Source organism: Mesorhizobium sp. M0571, from assembly GCF_040320985.1.
Classification (GTDB): Bacteria; Pseudomonadota; Alphaproteobacteria; order Rhizobiales; family Rhizobiaceae; genus Mesorhizobium.
In genome coordinates this window covers 1-18,784 of record NZ_JAMYQT010000034.1, presented here as the reverse complement: position 1 = coordinate 18,784, position 18,784 = coordinate 1, and the positions used below count along the sequence as shown (strand labels likewise).

Sequence of the window (18,784 nt, the reverse complement as noted above, 5' to 3'; positions counted from 1 at the left end):
TTCTCAGCGGACCAAAGTTGCATCGCTGACTGGTGAGAGGTCGTTCGCGCAAGGGACAGGCAAAGATCCTCGAACGTGAACGAAATTGGGTTCGGTTCATGGCGCCCTCCGATCGTCGCATCTGCTGCGCTCTATAGGCTTGGGGTAAAATCTGCTGGCAGTCGCCGTCTTAGCTCCGCACTCCCTCACCTCTCGGGCCCTTTGGGCGTCAGTGCCGATCGGGGCTTGCGTGGTTCAGAGGTCGGGAATCGTGGGCTTTTGTGATCAGATATGTCGCATGGCTTGCGACCAGAAGCGCGGTGAATGTCTCGCCAAGTTCCGGCAAGGAGGTGAACACCGAGCCCTTCGCGCCGATCAACTGGGCGGCGCTGATTGTCGTCATTGCCACGAGTATGGAGAAGAACCCGAGTACCAACGTGGCGGTGATGACAACGTTCTGCAGACGCGACACATCCACCGTGTCGGCATTGGCCACCTCTTCTCCCATGAAGATGTCGGCAATCGATGCCAGACTGGGCGACGTACGTTTGTCCAAGCCCGCCGACTCGGCGCCGAAAAACGGAGTCCCGCGCTTCCTCAAGTCACCATCGGCGCCACGGATGGCGAGGTCGGCTTTGTTCGCGCCAGCATCCTTCGTGCTCAAGATGAGCGCGGAGAGCATTGGTGAGACAGCGGCAATGCCAAGCGCGGCGGCGACTGAAGCTGGCATCGCTGGAAAGGCTCCGAACGTTGCGATCCCGAGCGCACTTCCTCCCGCAGATACCGCTGCGGCACCGACTATTCCCGCGAATCCAACGTTGAACAATGCAAATGTGGCGTAGCCGGCAAGTGCGACCGCGGTCCAAAGCGTCACCTGCGCTCGTGCGAGCGACACGCGGTTTCGCGTGTCGATCCAAACGCCCGCAACACGCTGCTTGGTTCCAAGTCCAAGCGCGACCGTGAGCCCCGCTATGCCACAAACCAGCATCAGGAACGGGACGAGGACAGATGCCGATCCCGCGGCCGAAGTCACTCCAGTCAGGTAGGCAGAGGCATCATTGAGAAACTGGAAAAGGCCGGCCTTCCAGCTGTGCCGCTGTCCGACATTGATCGCGGCGCGCCAGATCGTGTTGCATCCGGCCCTAGACGGAGCCATCGGGCAGGTGCCCGCATCAGCGAGAACGGATGAGGCCTGGAAAAAGTCGTAGCGCTGCTCATTGTTCCTCGGTGGCAGCTCGTTATTCTTCAACAGCTTGCCGCAGACAGCCGACTGGGCTCCGCCGGGGAAAGCCTTGTAGTCGGCTGCGCATGCCTCAGCGATCGCAGAAAGCAACTCGTATTGGCTGCTGGGACTGCTTGTCACGAGCAGGTTGCGGGCGTCGCTCATCGACCGGCCGGTCCAGATCGACAATGCCCCACCGAGTAAGAAGACCAGCGCAGCGGCGATGCCAATCGTCCATGCAAACTTGCTAAAAGGGTTTCCGGTTTCTGCCTCGGGTATTCCGCTGCCAGTCAGCGCCGAGGCAAATGGCAACTGCTCTTCGGCTGGGACCTTGTCAGTTTCGAACAAACGATAGATTCGCCCATCGGACCCCTTGCCCGAGATGAAGTCACCGCTGCTGGTAACATCTGGATCGGTTATCCAGCTAACCGCACCGGGCAAAGGCGGATCGAGACGAGGGCTGCCGGTAACGGTGACTTCCCACAAAGCGGCGCGGGCGGGCAGCGGCGAACCACTCCATGTCCCTGCCTCAACCGCATCCGCCGTTGCGACCATGCTTTGATAGCGTGCTGCGTCACTCGAACCAATGCGTGGAGGAGGCAATCTGCTCAGTTGGTTGTCTAGGCCACGCTTCTTCGCGACCGCTGCGAGCTTGGCGGTCACGGCCTCTAGTCTTGCCAGAGCTACGTTGGAGCCATCCTTTGGAGCTATCCTGCTGGTTTCGCCCCATACAACTGCGAGCACATCCGTATCAGCCATTCGCCCCAGCCGCAGCCTTACCGAGCCGAATCCACAACATGAACCCGCCACGGCAGTAAGCCGCTCGCCCCTTCGCTCCTAGAATTATATTAGCTTACATCTTGGATTTAATTGTAGCAAGCGGCTTAGTGATATGATCTACTGCTAACATAAAGTTACTGGCGTGCCAGACTGAGAGGTGTGGCGGGCGTCATTCAACTGTATTGGACCGCAAGTGCGAACTATGCGGCTGGTATACTGCGCGAAAATCGAGGGGCTCCGTCGTTGATGCCATCATCGTTACGGATCGCGAGAACACTTCGCCCCCGAGATTTGAGCCCTGTTGGCACCGTAAAGACACTCGGGGCGCGGGATGTCGGCATAGCTTGAGGGGTCAGCGAATAGAATAGATGGTGGTCAGCCAAAGCAACAGGCGAAGGCAGCTTGGAGGCGGCCTACGTATGAAGATCGGCTAGATATCGTCGGAGGACAAAGTGCAAGAACGATCGCGTATTGCTTTGATCGCCGTGCGTATGGCGCCTGGTCCGCGGACGAGGGAGCCTCAGGCGATCGTCATTGGGACCAAGGCCCCGTGGACGCAGTCCTTGCCCGACGGAATGACGCGCAGATGGGATGCAGGTCAGGATTGGCGCTACGTGTGCTGTCCCCTCAGCAGCCTACGCGACCTGCTCAGAAAGAGAGCGGACGCAATCCCAGACCTATTCAACCCGTCGTCTAATCCATCGGCAGAATACGTGTCGGTTGACGTGCTGCAGAAGACGATGTTGCAAGCATCAGGTCTTCTAACACAGTTCGACCAAAAGGGCTTGACAGATCTAGGCTTCACCAAGGCCCTTCTCGACACCAACCTGACTATTTCGACCGACGGCGGCTCGACGTTGAAGCCTACACGACGTCAAACCGCCATTCCTTTGCGATACGTTGAGCGGATATTCTTCTTCTCGAACGAAGGCGGCCTGCCGATTGACGGCTCCGATCAGCCGATTGATCCGTTCGCAGCGCTGGACACAAGCCGTTTCGTTTCGCCGAAGGGGGGCATGTTCCCGCACGCCTTCGACGCGGATTCACCGAAGGATGATCAGTCTATCGGGTCGCGGCTCATTCTGTTTCCGGACTTCACGGATCCGGGTCGCCCCGGCGCACTTGCCGCGATCTCGGTCCATCTGGGCGTAAGCGTCGCGATCAACGGGCACCGAGTTAAAAGCAGCGCCGAAAAAAAGGCTGGGGACCGCTACGACGCTCGTATGCTGATGGATCTCGGCCTGATTGGCGGCGCAGCCCGCGATCCGATGAAGAACCTGTGGGTCGTCAAAGATGGCACTCAAGTTCCGCAGCCTGCGCGTGGCCTGCGGTTCGACCGGATACGCTTGCGCTGTACCGTGGCGCCCTATCTGAGCGGAGTTGAAATTTCGCGTTCCGCTGCGGTCGTGGTCAATTCCAGCGACCTTCTCGAGTTTGCGCGCAATGGCAGTGCGAAACGAGGAAAAGTCGACATCAACACAGCCGATCCCGAGATCTTTCGCATTCACCATGTTCCAGCACTGGCGGCTCTGGGATTGCCAGACAAGGGGATATTGGCGAGCCGCGAATTCGGCTTTCGTGCGCTTCGGTTCAGGGAAAGCGATGACAATCCACTCGTCGACGACCGCGTCGATAAAATTGGATGGCGGTTCGAACTTTGGGCGTCCGACTATAGCAAAAGCTTCCTGGGTACCACAGCCGCCAAAGCGGTCGTGCCTACGGGTGTGGATGCCGCAATAACGGACAAGTTGACCCTCTTTGCCGAAGAGCAACGCGTTAATGACATAGGCTTGCATCTTGAGGCTGATCGCACGTCGCGGACTATCATAACCGCGCGGCTTGGCACCGGAGATGCGGTCACTGCCGACGACCTAGCGGTCACCAAGAGTGTGCTTGCCACCTTGGATGATTGCATAAACAGACTGCACGTCGGCTTGAAGTGGGCCGTGGACGGCCGTCCGCTCAGCATGCTGCCTCGACTGAACGCCGATAAGCCTGGCATTCCGTGGCATGTAGTCGGAGCAGTGACTAATCAGACACCGAGCACGCGCCCCCTGTTCGATATCCAGACCGATCGACAAGCCGGCGCTCGCAGCAAGATCGTCCTGACAACGTTCGAACCGCGCATGCTCTTCGACATGTGGGCGGGAGCGTCATCCTCTCCGATCGCTGCGGTCAGCGCTAAGGCAACGTTCGCACGGCTCGCTCTCGACGACCGGTCCTATCCTCGCTACCGCGTCGAGATGCTTGCCGCGCAGCGCCTCGACGGCAATGCCATGCAACGCATCGCGAGCACGGCTGCTCCCTCCTACCAACCGGCGGTAGCGGCTGATGAGCCTGCCAACGTGGCGCTCGGCTTGCGGATGGCAATTGACATCAAGGAGCTTTTGGGAACCGTGCCGCCCACTTGGAAACCCGGCACTCCAGAACAACGTAACCTTACGCCCCGGATCATGCTCGGGGCGCTGGAGATCACGCTCGCGGAAGCATTCGACGCATCCAAGGATCTCACCAGCACGGGTCTCATCGTTCTGCGTCCGTTGCCCGAGGATCGTGGGGCCGATCCGGCCCAAGTATCCACCGGCATTGACGCAGTTCTTCGATTGCCTGTTGTGTCGGTGGCGCCTGCCGGCGAGGACGAACTGCAAGGCACGGCGGGCATGAGCGCAAGCGCGCGCCGTCGCCCACTTGAACAAGATCGCCCGGATCCCGACGCACCGCTGCTGCTTCCGTTGTCGAAATCCAGTTCAGATAAAACAATTAGCCTGACGCTGACGGCGCAGGAAGTATCGACGCGCGACAGCGACCACACGATCGGACTTTCATTGCGTGCCGTGAAAGAGGAGGAGGAAAAGGCCGACCGACGTCCAGCGCTCACCGCATCCGGGATGGCTTCGGCAACGGTGGCACTAGCGCCTTTTCGACCGCGTGTGCTCGTCATCGAGCCCAAGCCCTTCCGCGTGGCAGCAGTGGACTACGACGACATAAGCGGCCTCGCCACGCCAGAAAACAACGAGGTAGCTGTCTGGAACGCGTCGGGCGAAGGTGGCCTGTCGTGGCGCGTTCGCGACGACGGACAAATCGTCGATCTTCTGCTGCCTCCACAGGTCGTCGGCGAGGCGATGGAGAAGAACCGGTCCGACCTCACCGGCCAACCAAAGGATATCGAGCCGGGCAAACCCGCCGCCGCGCGCTTTGGTTCGCTCACGGTTCTCAAGATCGACCCTACCTTTGCCGAAACACGCTTCCGGGAACCCGGCTGGAACCTGCGTCGCATTATGGGCTTTGCGCTCCAGCGCAGCCCCGGCGCGCGTTTGCTCGACCTGCGGTTGGAACTTCTCTACGGCCTGCTCGCGCGTCTGCGCGCAGACGACGTATGGATCAGCGAAATAGCCGGCGCGTTTGGTGAACCGCCCGCTCCTCTAGCGGACGTTTTTGAAGCCGACCACATGCGCCGATATGCCGGCTTGGTTAATGCGGTGTTGAGTGCCGAACAGCGGCGCTTTGCCGTGGAAAAACTATGGCGCGAGCGTCCAGACGACGATCTGAGCCTTGAGGACGGCGTCTCGTTTCAAATCCGCCGGCGCACCATCGGTGACGATGGAACATTGCGTGGACCGGTTACGCCTTTGCGTTGGCCAACGCCTGGAGGTGTCCCAGCAGACCCTGGGGGGTTGATCGAACCGGATATCCTGCAGAAGACGTTTTCCGCCAGCGACCATGATGAGGAGTCATTTCCGGGTGGTCTGTCATGGGCATTTGAGAGCCCGAATATCCTGATGCGGGTCTACGAAAGGCCGCGCTCCGACGGCGGCAGTCTGCGCGGTGTACACCTGACCGCACTGGGCGGTTACGGCTCGCAACGCGCCCTGTTCGACGAGCGTAAGTCAATTGTGGAAACTGAGACGACGCTGGGTCGCATACAGCGATATCGTCTTGAACGCGTCGGTCGCATCGCATGCCTGTGGCATCCCGCCAAGCACGTCGTCGTTTACGAAAGGACGGTCGTTCCGCCCGCGCAGTTCTACAACCGGCCGCCGATAGGTCGTCGCCAGGACGAGCATTTAGGGCGCGCCATTCCGCGCAAGGTCGAAGAGTACATAGAAATTATGAAGCCGCAGCGCCGTTACCCAGAGGACGAGAGTTCCTTGCGCGCTTGCGGCTGCGTTGTGGGGGCCGAATTCAAGTCGATCAAAATCCGTGTGGATAGCTCATGGGGCAGCGATGTTCGCCGTGAAGGCTGGCAAATCCCCCTCTGGAGCGCGACCTTCCGCGGCTTGCGCGCTGATCCAAACAATCCCGATGACCCGGCCAATCTTTATCCCAAGCCGCAAGTGCGTCTGACGCTTGCGTGCGAAGGTGACAAGGAGGTCCCGCACGAGATCGCTGAACCGGAGAAGCTTTATTTCTATACCTCCGTCGTGAACGGTGAGGACGATAAGACTGACTTGTGGCAGCCGGTGCGCGACGTCGATTTCTGCGATCTTCCGGCCCCGGTCACGGCCCAACTGCGTACTGAGAGCGCCGACTTAACCGACGCCATGCTGCCTCCGGAGCCCGAACACATCCCCGGCTTTGAGCGTTTCACCATTGGACTGGTGCCTTCGAAGGAGGCGGTCAAGCTTACGCACGGGCGTGTCCCGAACGGCCCGGTTGCGGCGCTTCGCAACGTGACCATCGCGCGTGCTGTTGGACATGACGTCGCGGTTGTAGCCCCGATACAGGACTTCGGGCGCGAACTCGCCGCGAAAGCCGCCAACGTTCGAGCGGAAATCGATCGCCGCGTGGGCCAGGTGCTGGGCGAGCTCGAAAAACTTGACCGCGATACGGACCCCGATCAGCTAAAAGCCCAGGCTAGAAAGCTGCTGGACGACGCATTGGCTAAGGTCGGTGCTGACAAGCTCGAAGCGGCTATCAAGAACACACAAGACTTGACGAAGTTTAGCGGTATCAAAATGCCAGACTCGATCTGTGCTGGCCTAACAGCAAAGTTACGCGAGCAGGTTGAGGGTCAACTTAGTCGCCTTGTGATCATCGGCGGCGACATTGTCGACAAGTCGGCGACCGCGATCGCCGAACGCCTCGATGCCGCGGCAGGCATTGCCGGCACTGAGATTGGGCGCGTGACCGGTGTCTTGGACCGAGCCGAGGCCATCGCTCGTCAGTTGAGGCGTGATCAGGTCCTTGCCGGTACGGCCGAAGCAAGAAAAGAGGCGCTTGACGCAGCCAAGGCAGCGACGGACGCCGTCGTCGCAACGGTAAAGGACATTCGCGACAACGCCGAAGCCTCGATCGCCAAGCGAATCGATATTGCCAAAAGCCAGCTGACGAGCTTGGATCAAGATCTCAAAGCCGATCTGCTCGAACTGCGCAATCGCACACACGCCGATCTCAACGCGGCGCGACTTCTCCTCGAAGGCGGCCTCGACAGCGAGCGAGACAATCTCAAGGCGGCCGTCAACGAATGCTTCACGGCGGTCGATACTGCGCTAAAGGCGCTAAAACATGCAGGCGCGGCCCTGGATGCCGACGCCATAAAGTTCGCAAAAGAGGCACAGGCGCTGATTGCAACGCACCAGCGCAAGGTGCGCGAAGCCATTGGACGGCTCAATGGATCGGGCACTCCCGCAACGGCCAGAAGAATACTACAAGCTCTCGATCTTGGTCTCTCCACGACTGCAGCGGCGGTGCAACCGATCGCTGAGGGAACAGAGGGAGCCTCAATAAAGGCAGAATGGCTCGCCAATCTTGAGCACGCCAGAAGCAAGATTTCCGCGTTGAAGGACGCGATCCTGGCTCGGATCGGCCAGGTGGATGACGGCGGAGCGATCGACCGCCTGACATACACGCTCGAAGGGATTCTCGACGCCGCCCTAGCGCAGGTAGACAAGCTGCTTCCGGTCACCGCAAAGATCACCGAAATCAATGCCAAGCTGGATACGATCCAGCCGATGCTTCGCCGGATCGTCGACAACGCCTTGAAGCCGATCGAAACCGCGCTGACAAAATTGAATGCGGACCTTGATGCGGCTGTGCCAGCCAATCCTATACCCAAAGGAATCATCGATGACGCAGACGACCTGGCAAAGCAGGCACAACAAGCGATTGCCTCCGTCGAAGCCAATCTGGCCGACGTTGCCGAGACCATCGAGCGGACACGAACAGATCTGGCGAACAAGATCGAGATTGCAGCGGCGGCACTGAAGGTAGGATTCGACAACCTGGCCACGACGGTCCGGCAGCAGGTGGCCGGGTTGACAGACGAACTGTCGAAATCCTGCGATGCGCTCGAGGGGTTCGTGCGGGAACTCTTTTCCGGGGCCACTGCCATCGCCGATCAACTCAACAAATGGATTGGCGATACATTCGATATAGAGGGCTACAAGGAACAGCTGAACAACGAGCTCGACAAAGCGCTCAAAGGGACGGCCGATACCATCGCAGAGATCAAGGCAGCCGCCGCACAGGCGGCTGCTAGGGTTACCGCCGAAGCGGAGGCTCGCGCCCGCCAACTCGCCGGTACGATACAGGAAACCGTGCGCGATATAACGGGCGGCGCCGATCTTGCCGACCTCACCAGACGTGCAGACGGCTTCTATCAAAAGGGGGACAACGCACTACGGGCACTACGCGCGCTTGGTGATCCGCCAAAGACCGACAGTTTGGGTTTCAACCGCCCCGAGGTTGCGTACGTTTTCGGCGAAGCAAAGAAGCTAGGGGTCGATATGACGCCGACGTTGGCGCTGGTGAACCGGGCAGCCGATCAAGTCGCAGCGGTTGACCAGGCCGGCAAGGCGGTCGGGCAGTTGCTTGACAGCTTCGGCGTCCGCCTGCCGATGAATGAAATCGCAGACCAGCTGATTCCGGAGAAGCTCAAGGGCCTTTCAGTATCGGATCTACTTCCAGATATGGGGGGCATCGACTTCAAGGGCTTGCTGCAGCGGGTTGGCTTTCCGGATCTCGATGACTCTAACGCAGTCAAGATCCGTCACGGCTTTGACAAGACGACCATGCGCGCTTGGATGGAGGCCGATCTCAACGTGCCGTTTGGAGAATCGGTGCCTCTGCTCAGCATCGGGCCGGTCGAAATCATGGTCGATACAGCGAAGTTTAATTCGCAGGCACGGTTGTCGGCCGGCAGCGATGGAACTGAGCGAAAGATGAACGGGCGAATCTTCGGTGACTGGCGTGTCGTGTGCGCTGGCCAATCGATTTTGACGTTCCGTCAAACTGGCCTTTATTTCGATGAGAGTGGCAAGATCGATTTTCGCATCCAGCCGGATCGGGTTGAGATCGCCGAAGCGTTGAAGTTCGTGACCGATCTCATGGCGGCCACCGGCCAGGCTGGAGGCATCCGTATAGAGCCATTCGTTCGCGGCGGCATTCCATCCGGTGTCGCAGCAACACTCGACCTGGTTCTGCCGCCGATCCAAACCGGCGCCTTCGGCATCTCCGATCTATCGCTACACGTTTTATTCGGCGTTGCAGCGCTTCCCCGCTTCGAAATCGTATCCGAGCTCTCGGTCGGAACACGCTTGGCGCCATTCGCGCTGAACGTGTGGATCCTCAACGGCGGGGGGTATCTGACACAAAGCCTGTCCTATCTTCCGACCTCCAAGCCGCATCCGTTGATGCGGTATACGCTCGACATCGGCATCGTTGTCGGATTGGGAATCGGCTTCTCTTTCGGCGTCGTGTCAGGTGGCGTTTGGGTTCAGGTCGGTTGTTCAGTAGCATTTACCTGGATAACCGGCTCGGGGAGCACGACTGCGATGCGCGTGTTCCTGTTGGTGCGCGGTAACGTCGACGTTGCCGGGCTTATCACTGCATCGATCCTGCTGCTTTTCGAAGTCACCTATGATGGCGATAGTATGATCGGCGCGGGAACGTTGTCGATCCGCGTGAAAATCAGCTGTTTCTACACGCTCTCAGTCGCCCAGCACGTCGAATATGTCTTCGCCGGGGAAAAGAAGGGCGGCGAGGATGGTTACTCAGACTCATACTGTTGAGCGCGGCGAAGGCGAGCGGAGGGGAAGGCAATGGCGCGAACGCTGATGATCAACATCCAGGTCGATCGGCTGCCGGACGTCGATCCCGGGGGTAAGACGTGGTGCCAACTGGGGCTGCGTGTGAGTGCTGCGATCGCTCCGGATGCGATGGATCCAACGCTCCCGTCGGACAAACTTCTGGTCCAGCCGTGGCTCTGGCGCGCCAAACGTGGTGACGCGGACGGCACGTGGAAAGTCCACGAGAAAACAAACTGGACGCTCTGGCAGGTTAAAGAGGGCTCGGACCCGCTCAAGATCGATGAAGCCAATTGGAAGATTGCCGTTGCCGATCCGGCGACATTCGACCCTGAAGTCGACAATAACGATCCGGACACGAAAGCGGCGTACCCCAAAGTCCGAACATTTCACGCCCGCGTGAATGGCGAAATCGATGCGATCGTCAACGGGGTTGGCGTGCGAGCATTGGAGGTTCCGGGATCTGACGGCGTCGTCAGTGAGCGCACCGTATTCGGGTTGATCGAGAGCCTGACCGGTCTTCCGGACCCTGTGCCCGCCGGAATGCAGCTATGGACCGCGGTTTCGATCGACCAAACGGCCGTCACGATTGCTGAGACCGATCGCTTTCTCGCAGCGCCCTCGTTCGCAACGCCGATAGACATCGCCTACTCGGTCGATATGGGGAGTCTTCCAGGAGCTCCGGCGATCGACATGCCTTGGGAGATATCTTACGCATCCGACCCTGTCGCGATGTCACCTGCCGCAAAAGGACGGGTTCAGCCCAGCTTGCCAATGACCATGCTGCAGATCGCGGCAGACGACACGCAGCGACTGATCGACCTATCGGCATTGCTAGTTCGCCAAGGCGATGGCCCCGCTTTCGAAACCACCGACTGGAATACCACCCTGCCCTTGCGCATCGCCGAAACGATTGATCCCGCCGCACGTGCGATGGCGGTGCTCGACAAAATCATTCGGGAAACCGTTGCGAGCGACTCTGCGACGCGCGAGGCGCTTCGCGCTGACATCCTGCCGATAGAGCCGGATCCTGCTACCGATTACCTGCGCGAGGCGCTTGCGGCCCTTTGCGAGCCCGTGCTTGCGCCGCGCGCGCGCAGTTCGCGGCCTACTGCTGCGCCAGCGGCCGCTTCGCTGGAAAGAATGGCGCTGGGCAACCCTGCCTTGTGGCCGACGGTCGCGCCCTTGCTGTTTGCGCAAGCTGCTCAAGAAACTGATGCCAACCTGGCACAGACGCCGCAGCACTTTGTCGTCAGCCATGCACGGATTGCCGATGCAGCCGGGATCGTGCCAGGCCGCGCCGATGACCTTGCCGACGACGCCGCAAGAACGATCGATAGCGAACAGACTTTTCGAGAATGGATCGTGCACCACTGGACCAGTGGTGCCGGCACAAGTGTCGCCGATACGAACTTCAATTTTCGGGGAACCGCAACGCGCTTCTACCTTAAGGGTGACGAAGTATCGCGTGATGTGAGTGCTACAGGCGTGGTCAATTTTTCCGGCATTTCCGGACTTGGTGAGACCCCAATTGTCATCCCGCTGAAACTTGGTGCGCTCGAAACATTGCCCGCCGTGGTGACGTTTACGCTCGGAGTGCCTGGGGCATCAGCGACTGTTCCGACAGTCGTGTTCAAACTCACACTCGATCCCGGCCAAACCCAATTGTCCATCGAGGGGGTCGCTCCAGAAACGATAGCTCAGACTTTCGTGGGAGGGCGGCTTTCAGTCGGCATAACCAGGCCCCAGGATGCCGGGCCGCTCATGCTCGATCTCAAATATGAGGATGCTGGCGGATGGCTTTTGCAGATCAAGCCGATCGACAAGACAGCAGCTCTTGGTGCCGGCCGGCTTGGGCTGTTGGTGAATTCCACTGCCAAGATTGAAGCCGCCCTTGATCTGAGCAGCGTTTCGATTGCTTCGCTGCAGGGAGCGGCTAGCAGCCTGGGCAAAGGTCAAGCGATCCGCAGCGCGTTGTCACTAGCCTATGCAGGCCCTTGCCTCGCAGGGTTGATGGGTGGCTGGGCGCCGATAGAAGGGACGAAAGTTGACCCTGCGGCGGTGAAGCGCCTGGCGCTACGCGAGCGATTGATCAAGACCATCAGCGAGTATGCGCCGGAAACCTTCGACGGCGCGTTCGCCCTTGCGGCGCAAGCTCCCAAGCGTCAGGCCGACGAGGCCATTCGGATCGCTTCGGATGTTCTCAGCAAGGCGGCAACAGATCTCGAAAAGGATAAGGCGCAGCAGCAGGTCGACAGGCTGAAGCGAAGACTCGACCGAGTCATTAAAGCTAATGCAGATCTGGCAAAATTGTGGGAGTCCATTCGGGATGCAGCCAAGGCGGACGCAATGCGACTCGCCAGCGAAATCGTTCCGATTGTGGACGACCGAATTGCTGAACATGTCACACAGGATGCACCTCCCCTGACCTTTGTGGTCGACCAACTGCAGGATTTCGATGAATCGGTAGATCTGTGGACCCGCCTGGCGGGCCTCGGCATTCTGATCGGCCGTCGAGGCGGACCAAGCGACGATCCTGACGAGTGGTGGAGCCTGAACGTCGCGACCTTGCATATCTCGCGTGTCGACAAGACGACGCAGCAGCGCGACGCGCTTGGCCAGGACAACGCTGTTCCGGTCAACGACAAAGGAAGCTGGCCGACAGATTGGCCGGTGCGGGCACGCGTCGACCCCGTGCCACTTGTTGTTAGCGAAATTAGCGGCGTTCGCAGCGCAGTAATCAGCTATCAAAGCCAGTCTATCGTTGCCGAGATCCAGAACCGGCCACAGCTTGACCCGCGCGGTCAGGCACGAGCAGTCGCAAGGCGGCCCGAGGCCTACCTCTTTCCTGTCGTCAAAGAATTTCCCAAGCTTCCGCCGCTGACATTCGGGCGAACCTACGACCTGGTTCCCTACCTGATCGGACATGGAGGTGTAAAACCACCACTGTTGCGCAGTGACATCGAGGTGCCGACGAGTTCCTTCCCTTACGCTGGGACCGCAAGCGGATCGGTCAAGATCGCGAATGCTTCAATCGCAGCGCCTGGCGGACAAAGAGTTATCCGCTCCAAGACCTATCTTCGCACCGTTCCGATCGGTGCTCCGCGCGTATCGCCGCTGAGCGTTTGGCCGGGCCTGTTCGACGGGGTTGCACCGCTCGCGGCTGAGTTGCCGGCCGAGCCTGCGCCCATCACCTTGCGCGACAAGCTTCCGGCACGGTTTTTTCTCGACAAAGGCCAGACCCGCGGCACGCTCAACAGTCCGCCCGACATTCTTGATGATGCGGGAATGCCGGTAGAAATCACGGGCATTCGAATTGAGATCGGCTCCATCGACCTCAAGAATGTTGATTCAAAGCTCACCGTAAAGGTTGAAGAAATTGACCCATCCAAAGGGGCGGTCTCGTTGCTGACGCTGGAGGTGACCATTGATGAGCTTGCTGCGGTATTTTCCTCTGAAGTCGCTGGCTTGCGGATCGATGTAGTTGGCGACAAAGCTGAGGTGTTTGCACTTAACTCGCGCGCTCATTTCTTTTGCGAAGATGAACCGGACGCAAAGCCAGCCACACTTGCCAAGTCCCCGGTCGTCAATGGGCTCGTGTCACAGTGGCAGTCGTTTGCTATCGTCATCGAAGTCGATGGCGCGGATTTCGACGCTGAACCACCATCAGTCCGGTGGGGCGCGCTGCGTCCCAAATCAAAATTGCCCTTCCAGCTCCACGGCGACCGGCCTAGCTTCCCGCCAGAGCTGCTGTCGTCGAACCGCGACATCGCAATCCTCGATGGCATAAGGCGCGCCAAGGGCCGCGCCGGCCCCGACGCTGCCCTAATAAAGGTCCGCCGACCGGCGACCACCCTTGCGACATACGATCGATGGGTAAACGGGCCGCTGAGCAAATACGGTAACGCAGATGAGAAAACGATCCGTGCTGCGTTGAACGCAGCCGCATCCCGCGCCACAGGGAAAATGGAACGGGGAAAGGACAGGGCTCTCGATGATCCGATCGTCGAGGCGCTTGTGTTCGAGGTCGTTCGCCTGTTTCCGCAGCGCAGCGTCGACCAGCCTGCGGTAATCCTGAAAACGGTGTCCGGGCCAGACGCCATTTTAGGCCTTGATCGTCACGGCGACGATATCGCCTCGGTCACGATCAAGCTTGATGAGCAGCGCGGCCCTCTGAACGGAGCGGCTAAGTTCTTTTCGGATACCAGTGGTACGCGGCTCGAGCTTGCTTCAGGTTGCGTCTATGAGTTGCGCTTCTATGGTGCGGCTAGGCCGCAACAGCCACTGTTTGCACCAGCAAATGTGTTGACGCTCGATCGCTTCGCGCCGGCTGCCGCCGCGAGCTGGCGGGATGTGGACATTGATGGCAAGCGTTGGCATCTCGGCCCACCACTGATCCGCATCGTCGAGGTCGCCAGCGAGGTCATGCCGGAGCTTTACATCAACCAAGACCCGCCAGGCGACATCAAACCGCCGGTGCCAATGGCCTTCTCGATCGATCTGCTCCGGCCACCCACGGTGATACGTGAACGCGCCACAATCCGGCTGGAGCCCGATTTCATGCCGTTGCCGCGAGGCGTACCAGTCAGCGCTGGCGACGAGATCAAACTCAAATACGCCGCACTGCGCTATGTGGATCGTATTGCCCTCTTGGAACAGCGCTGGAGCTGGCGAGGACGTCCACACGCGGAAATCCCGGTAAATCGGATCGAGGCGTTCGGTGAGAACCGCGAGATCGATGAGGGCGCGAAATTTGTCGACATGGCGTTCGCCGGGCGCTCCGATGACGATATCGGCACTATCCACGAAATGCGGATCACGCGTGCGCATGCTTACCGTGGGCGTTCGACTTTCGAGTCCGCGGCGGTCGACAAAGCGCCGACGGCGCTTGAGCGCGATCTGGACTACCGCGGCGGTGCCAATTTGTGGCGCTTCGCGCTCCGGGCAAAGAGTCGCTATGCCTCGATGAGGCCGAATGATCCCGTGCTTATCCGCTTCTCTCACAAACGCACCGACTTACCCAATACACGCTGGTGGCCCTTTATCGTTCCCGACCGAGCACCTCCTGGCTCCAATAATCGCAAACCCGTAAGGCCCGGCCTGGCACTTGTGATACCGCTCACCGAACCGTTGATGACGGCTGGCTCGGTGCCGCCATTGCTCGCCCTGTTTAACGAAGCCATGTTCCCGCTGTTCAACGCCGGCGATGGCATTGAGTCGGTCGTCGAGGTTGCGCGTCATCCGTTCATCGGCGCCGAACGGATTGGCAAGACTTTGAAAGACTTCACCACCGAATTCAAAACCAAATGGGAAGCCGTCGTCAAAGCACGGCAGGATGCTGGTTCTGCCGAATCCGCACTGGACTTCTTGCGGACGATCGATGCCGATCCGCAGCCTGATGATTTGACAAACGCGCAGACGGCGCTTGACCAAGCTATGGAGAACGCAAGGATCGGTGAAGATGCTTATACCAAAACTCACGCGATCGCTGTGGCCTGGGGCTACGCAGAGCACCTGGGCAGTGTTGTGGAGCAGGTGACAAAGACGCGCGACGAGCAGCAAAAAACGCTCGATGCGGAAAAGCAGAAGCCTGTTAACGAGCAGGATCAGGCCAAGATTAAGGCCCTGGGGGAGGAAATCAAAAGGCTAGATGACCGTCTTGTCCAACTGGCGGACGAGATCACAATCGCCAAGGACGAGGCGACATATCTCGAGGCGAACCCCACGCCAGCCGGCGACGCGCTGAGGACTGGCAGCCCCTTCGTAAAGTACTGGCCTGAGTTCGCTCCTGATCCGATCCGCACCGGCGCTGGAGCGACCGGTGAGCCGCTCGCGCTGCGCTGCGACGGACCGGTGGGCTACACGTTCGATCTCGAGACCGAAGCCGGCCGATTTGATCATACCGGTTTCCTGATCACACCGGTCGCCGATAGGGTGCGGCCCTGGTCACTGGTGAAACTGCGGTTTCGTCGTTTGGAAGCCCCCGAACTGCTGGTTGGCCGTGACAACCGGTCAGTTCTGGAAACGGTCACGCTGGCTGGAACATTCGTGATGTTCCGGCTGGCCTCCGATCGTCCGAACCCGCCTGACTTCCCAATAACCGTCCATGAAGGTCTGGCTTTCGACGTGGACGAACTAACACCGGGGGTGCCGATAGCGGTGCGCTTCTCGTTCGACGATCCTGAGGTGAAAGAGCAGGATGGCGTGTCAGTTCCCGCAGACTTCGTGCTGATCACGGCCACCGTAGAGGTCACGGACCGCCTTCTGCTGACCATAAGGGCGTCAACCAAGCTTGGCAGCGCGGAGCAATGGCAAGTGAGCTTCGAGACTGGGGGTACGGTGCAGATGCGCATCGTGATTTCGCAACGCCCGAAACCGGATGGCGACGACAACTACCGGCCAGCCGGCGACGTCTCGGTCCGCATTCGCATCCTGCGCGACACAGCGACGGACGCCTTGCAGGGCCCCCACGAAGACGCCTGGCTTTCGGTCATCTGCATGCCGCTGAATGCTCGCGACGAAATCAAGCATGATGCCGACGTCTTACTGCGAGTGCGTAGCGACGCGGCGTCCACCCCTGTCGTGGTTCGCCCGGTTCGCCTTTCTGACTTCACACCTGGAGTGTGGTGTCAGTTCGCGGCAGTAATGTCGCGAGTGGTTGTGGACGCCGAGATCCAGAGTTCTGACCGGTCGCGCGCCGTTCGGCAGGCGATGTCGGTAAGCAAGCTGACGGCCAGCGCGGATGCCAGTGGCAAGACACTCACCATTGGCATCACCGGATTGCGAAGCAATGAAGTACTGAAGACCTTGGCTTTGACAGCTGAAGGTGAACCGGACAATAGCAAGACAAGTGATAGGTCCGGTGACGCCCAGGTTGAGGAACGGCTCTACGCGGTCGTGACCCGTTACATATACGATGCATTCGACCGGTTGCGCGAGCGCCCGGTGGCGGTGCACCAGCTGTCAAACGTTCCCGCCGCGCCGGCACTGGGAGAGGTTACTTGGTCGGCCGACACTTCTGGCAGCCCCTATGCGCAAGGCAGTGGGCGTGTGCGCATCTTGCGCATCTTGCGTGGTCGCGCGAGCAGCGACAAAGGCTTCGAGCCCGTCATTCGCGAGTTTCCCGAAGGATTTTTCGGAACTGATATTGAAAGCCAGACGACCGACGAACCTCTCGACGCGGCTGGTCAAGTCCTCGGCATCTCCCCGCCGATTGAGTGGTCAGCGGCTTGAGCTTGGTACCTATTAGCACTGAGACTGGAGGGTAAGATGGGAAAGAAGTTGCAGCTGACATTTGATGATGGGCCACTTCCGAGGAATGACGCGCTTGTTCCGATCTTGAATGAGGTCAAAGGCCGAAAGGTCGTTGCAGGATTCTTTGTGCTCGGGCAGGAAGTGGATCAGAGACCCGACGCAGCCAAGGAAATCATCAAGGCGGGGCATGTCCTAGGGAACCATTCGTGGGATCATCTGGAGCCAAAGACTTCAGACTATACCGACGACGAGATCGTGAAAGAGTTCCAAGATTGCCACGACACCGTTGCGAACAAAGTTGGCGTAACCATGATGCACTGGCGAGCGCCTCGCCTGGATTTGGATGGGGGGAGGCTGCCCAGACTTCTTAGCGGTTCGGGTAAGCTCTATTCACTCAGCCATTGCGACATCGCGGCGGATAGCAAAGATAGTCAAGGAAAGACAACGGCTGCAGGCATGTTGGACGCCATTAGAGCTGACCTAGCAAAGTTTGGTGGAACTCAGGGCAGGTTGTTGTTTCACGTAAAAAAAGAGACTGCAGCGGCGCTGAAGGATGTTTTAGACGGGCTTGTTAAGGACGGGCATACGTTCGTAGACTTTGGACAAGCTGCAATCCTCATAGCGTGAGTGCTCTCAGCGAAAGGGACCCTGATCCGAGTGGAAGCGGCATGGTTTGGATGTGCTCGCAGAAGAGCGGCCGCGATGAAAAGCGTGTGGCAGATCGCCTTCACGAGCTTAGTCTTCCGGAAATGCTCGATGCTAATTGCCATCGAACATTGACGATATAAATGTGCTTGGTGTTATGTTGGTGATGCGGTCAGGTACGAAAAGACTTGGTATCGTATTCGCCACAGCCGCAACAAAGCTAACGCAATCGTTGACTAAAAGTCTGTAGGTTTGCCCCGTCTCGTATTGGCTCTGTACGGCCTGGGCGGCAGCGAATATGTCACTGTTGACCAGCACAATTATCTCTTTGGCTATTCTCTCTCTAGAATCATCAAATACCTTTCCGGTTGTGCCTCCTATTGTCAGATCATAGGCGTCGCCACCGACAGGATAGAAGCCCGCGCCCTTACGGTTGGTCCGTAGATGCTGCGGGTCGCTATAGTACCACACTATGAAAGCATGATCGTAGTCATTGCCTGATGAATCGCGCGCCGCAAATGAAATCGCGTACTCTCCGACTTCCGAGGAGTTGCGCTTGTCGACTATCTTGGGCTGACCCATCTCTTGCCTCTTTGTGAATAACATAGCGTGTTGCGCAGTTCATACGTTCCGCGAACCTGACGTCCTGGACGTTTGCGATGCTCACCCAAATGATAATCTGGATTTTATCATGTTACAAAGCCCCTAAATCGTTGACTCTATCTAGGGTCTCAAGGCTAGGGCGGCGTGGGTGCAGCCGCCCCTCGTAGAACAATTGTAAGCGTCACGAGCACCGCACGACTGTCCTTGCTTGACAGAGGCAGGATTCAGATGCGGGCCGCTTTGACCCGCTTGGGCATGAAGTACGAGCGGATGGCGA

At 59.1% G+C, this 18,784-nt stretch carries 5 protein-coding genes; 3 read left to right on the top strand and 2 right to left on the bottom strand.

Translation table 11 applies throughout. The features are described 5' to 3' along the window. Positions 1-208: 208 nt before the first annotated feature. A complete protein-coding gene (locus tag NKI85_RS27935) occupies positions 209-1,960 on the bottom strand; it encodes a hypothetical protein (protein WP_352779244.1) in 1,752 nt (583 codons plus the stop codon). Between the two features lie 734 nt (positions 1,961-2,694). Between NKI85_RS27935 and NKI85_RS27930 the strand changes: the two genes are divergently transcribed. From NKI85_RS27930 to NKI85_RS27920, 3 genes are read left to right on the top strand one after another with little or no spacing between them, the layout of a single operon-like run. Beyond that, positions 2,695-9,990, top strand: a complete 7,296-nt coding sequence (locus tag NKI85_RS27930) for a coiled-coil domain-containing protein (RefSeq protein ID WP_352779241.1) — start codon at positions 2,695-2,697, stop codon at positions 9,988-9,990. Positions 9,991-10,020: 30 nt separating this feature from the next. Further along, entirely contained in the window at positions 10,021-17,238 is a 7,218-nt protein-coding gene (locus tag NKI85_RS27925; RefSeq protein ID WP_352779238.1) for a hypothetical protein, read from the top strand. 36 nt (positions 17,239-17,274) lie between these two features. Next, entirely contained in the window at positions 17,275-17,886 is a 612-nt protein-coding gene (locus NKI85_RS27920) for a polysaccharide deacetylase family protein (protein WP_352779235.1), read from the top strand. 132 nt (positions 17,887-18,018) lie between these two features. On the opposite strand, the gene NKI85_RS27915 is transcribed toward NKI85_RS27920, so the two are convergent. Then, positions 18,019-18,486, bottom strand: a complete 468-nt coding sequence (locus NKI85_RS27915; protein ID WP_352779232.1) for a hypothetical protein — start codon at positions 18,484-18,486, stop codon at positions 18,019-18,021. Between the last annotated feature and the right edge of the window lie 298 nt (positions 18,487-18,784).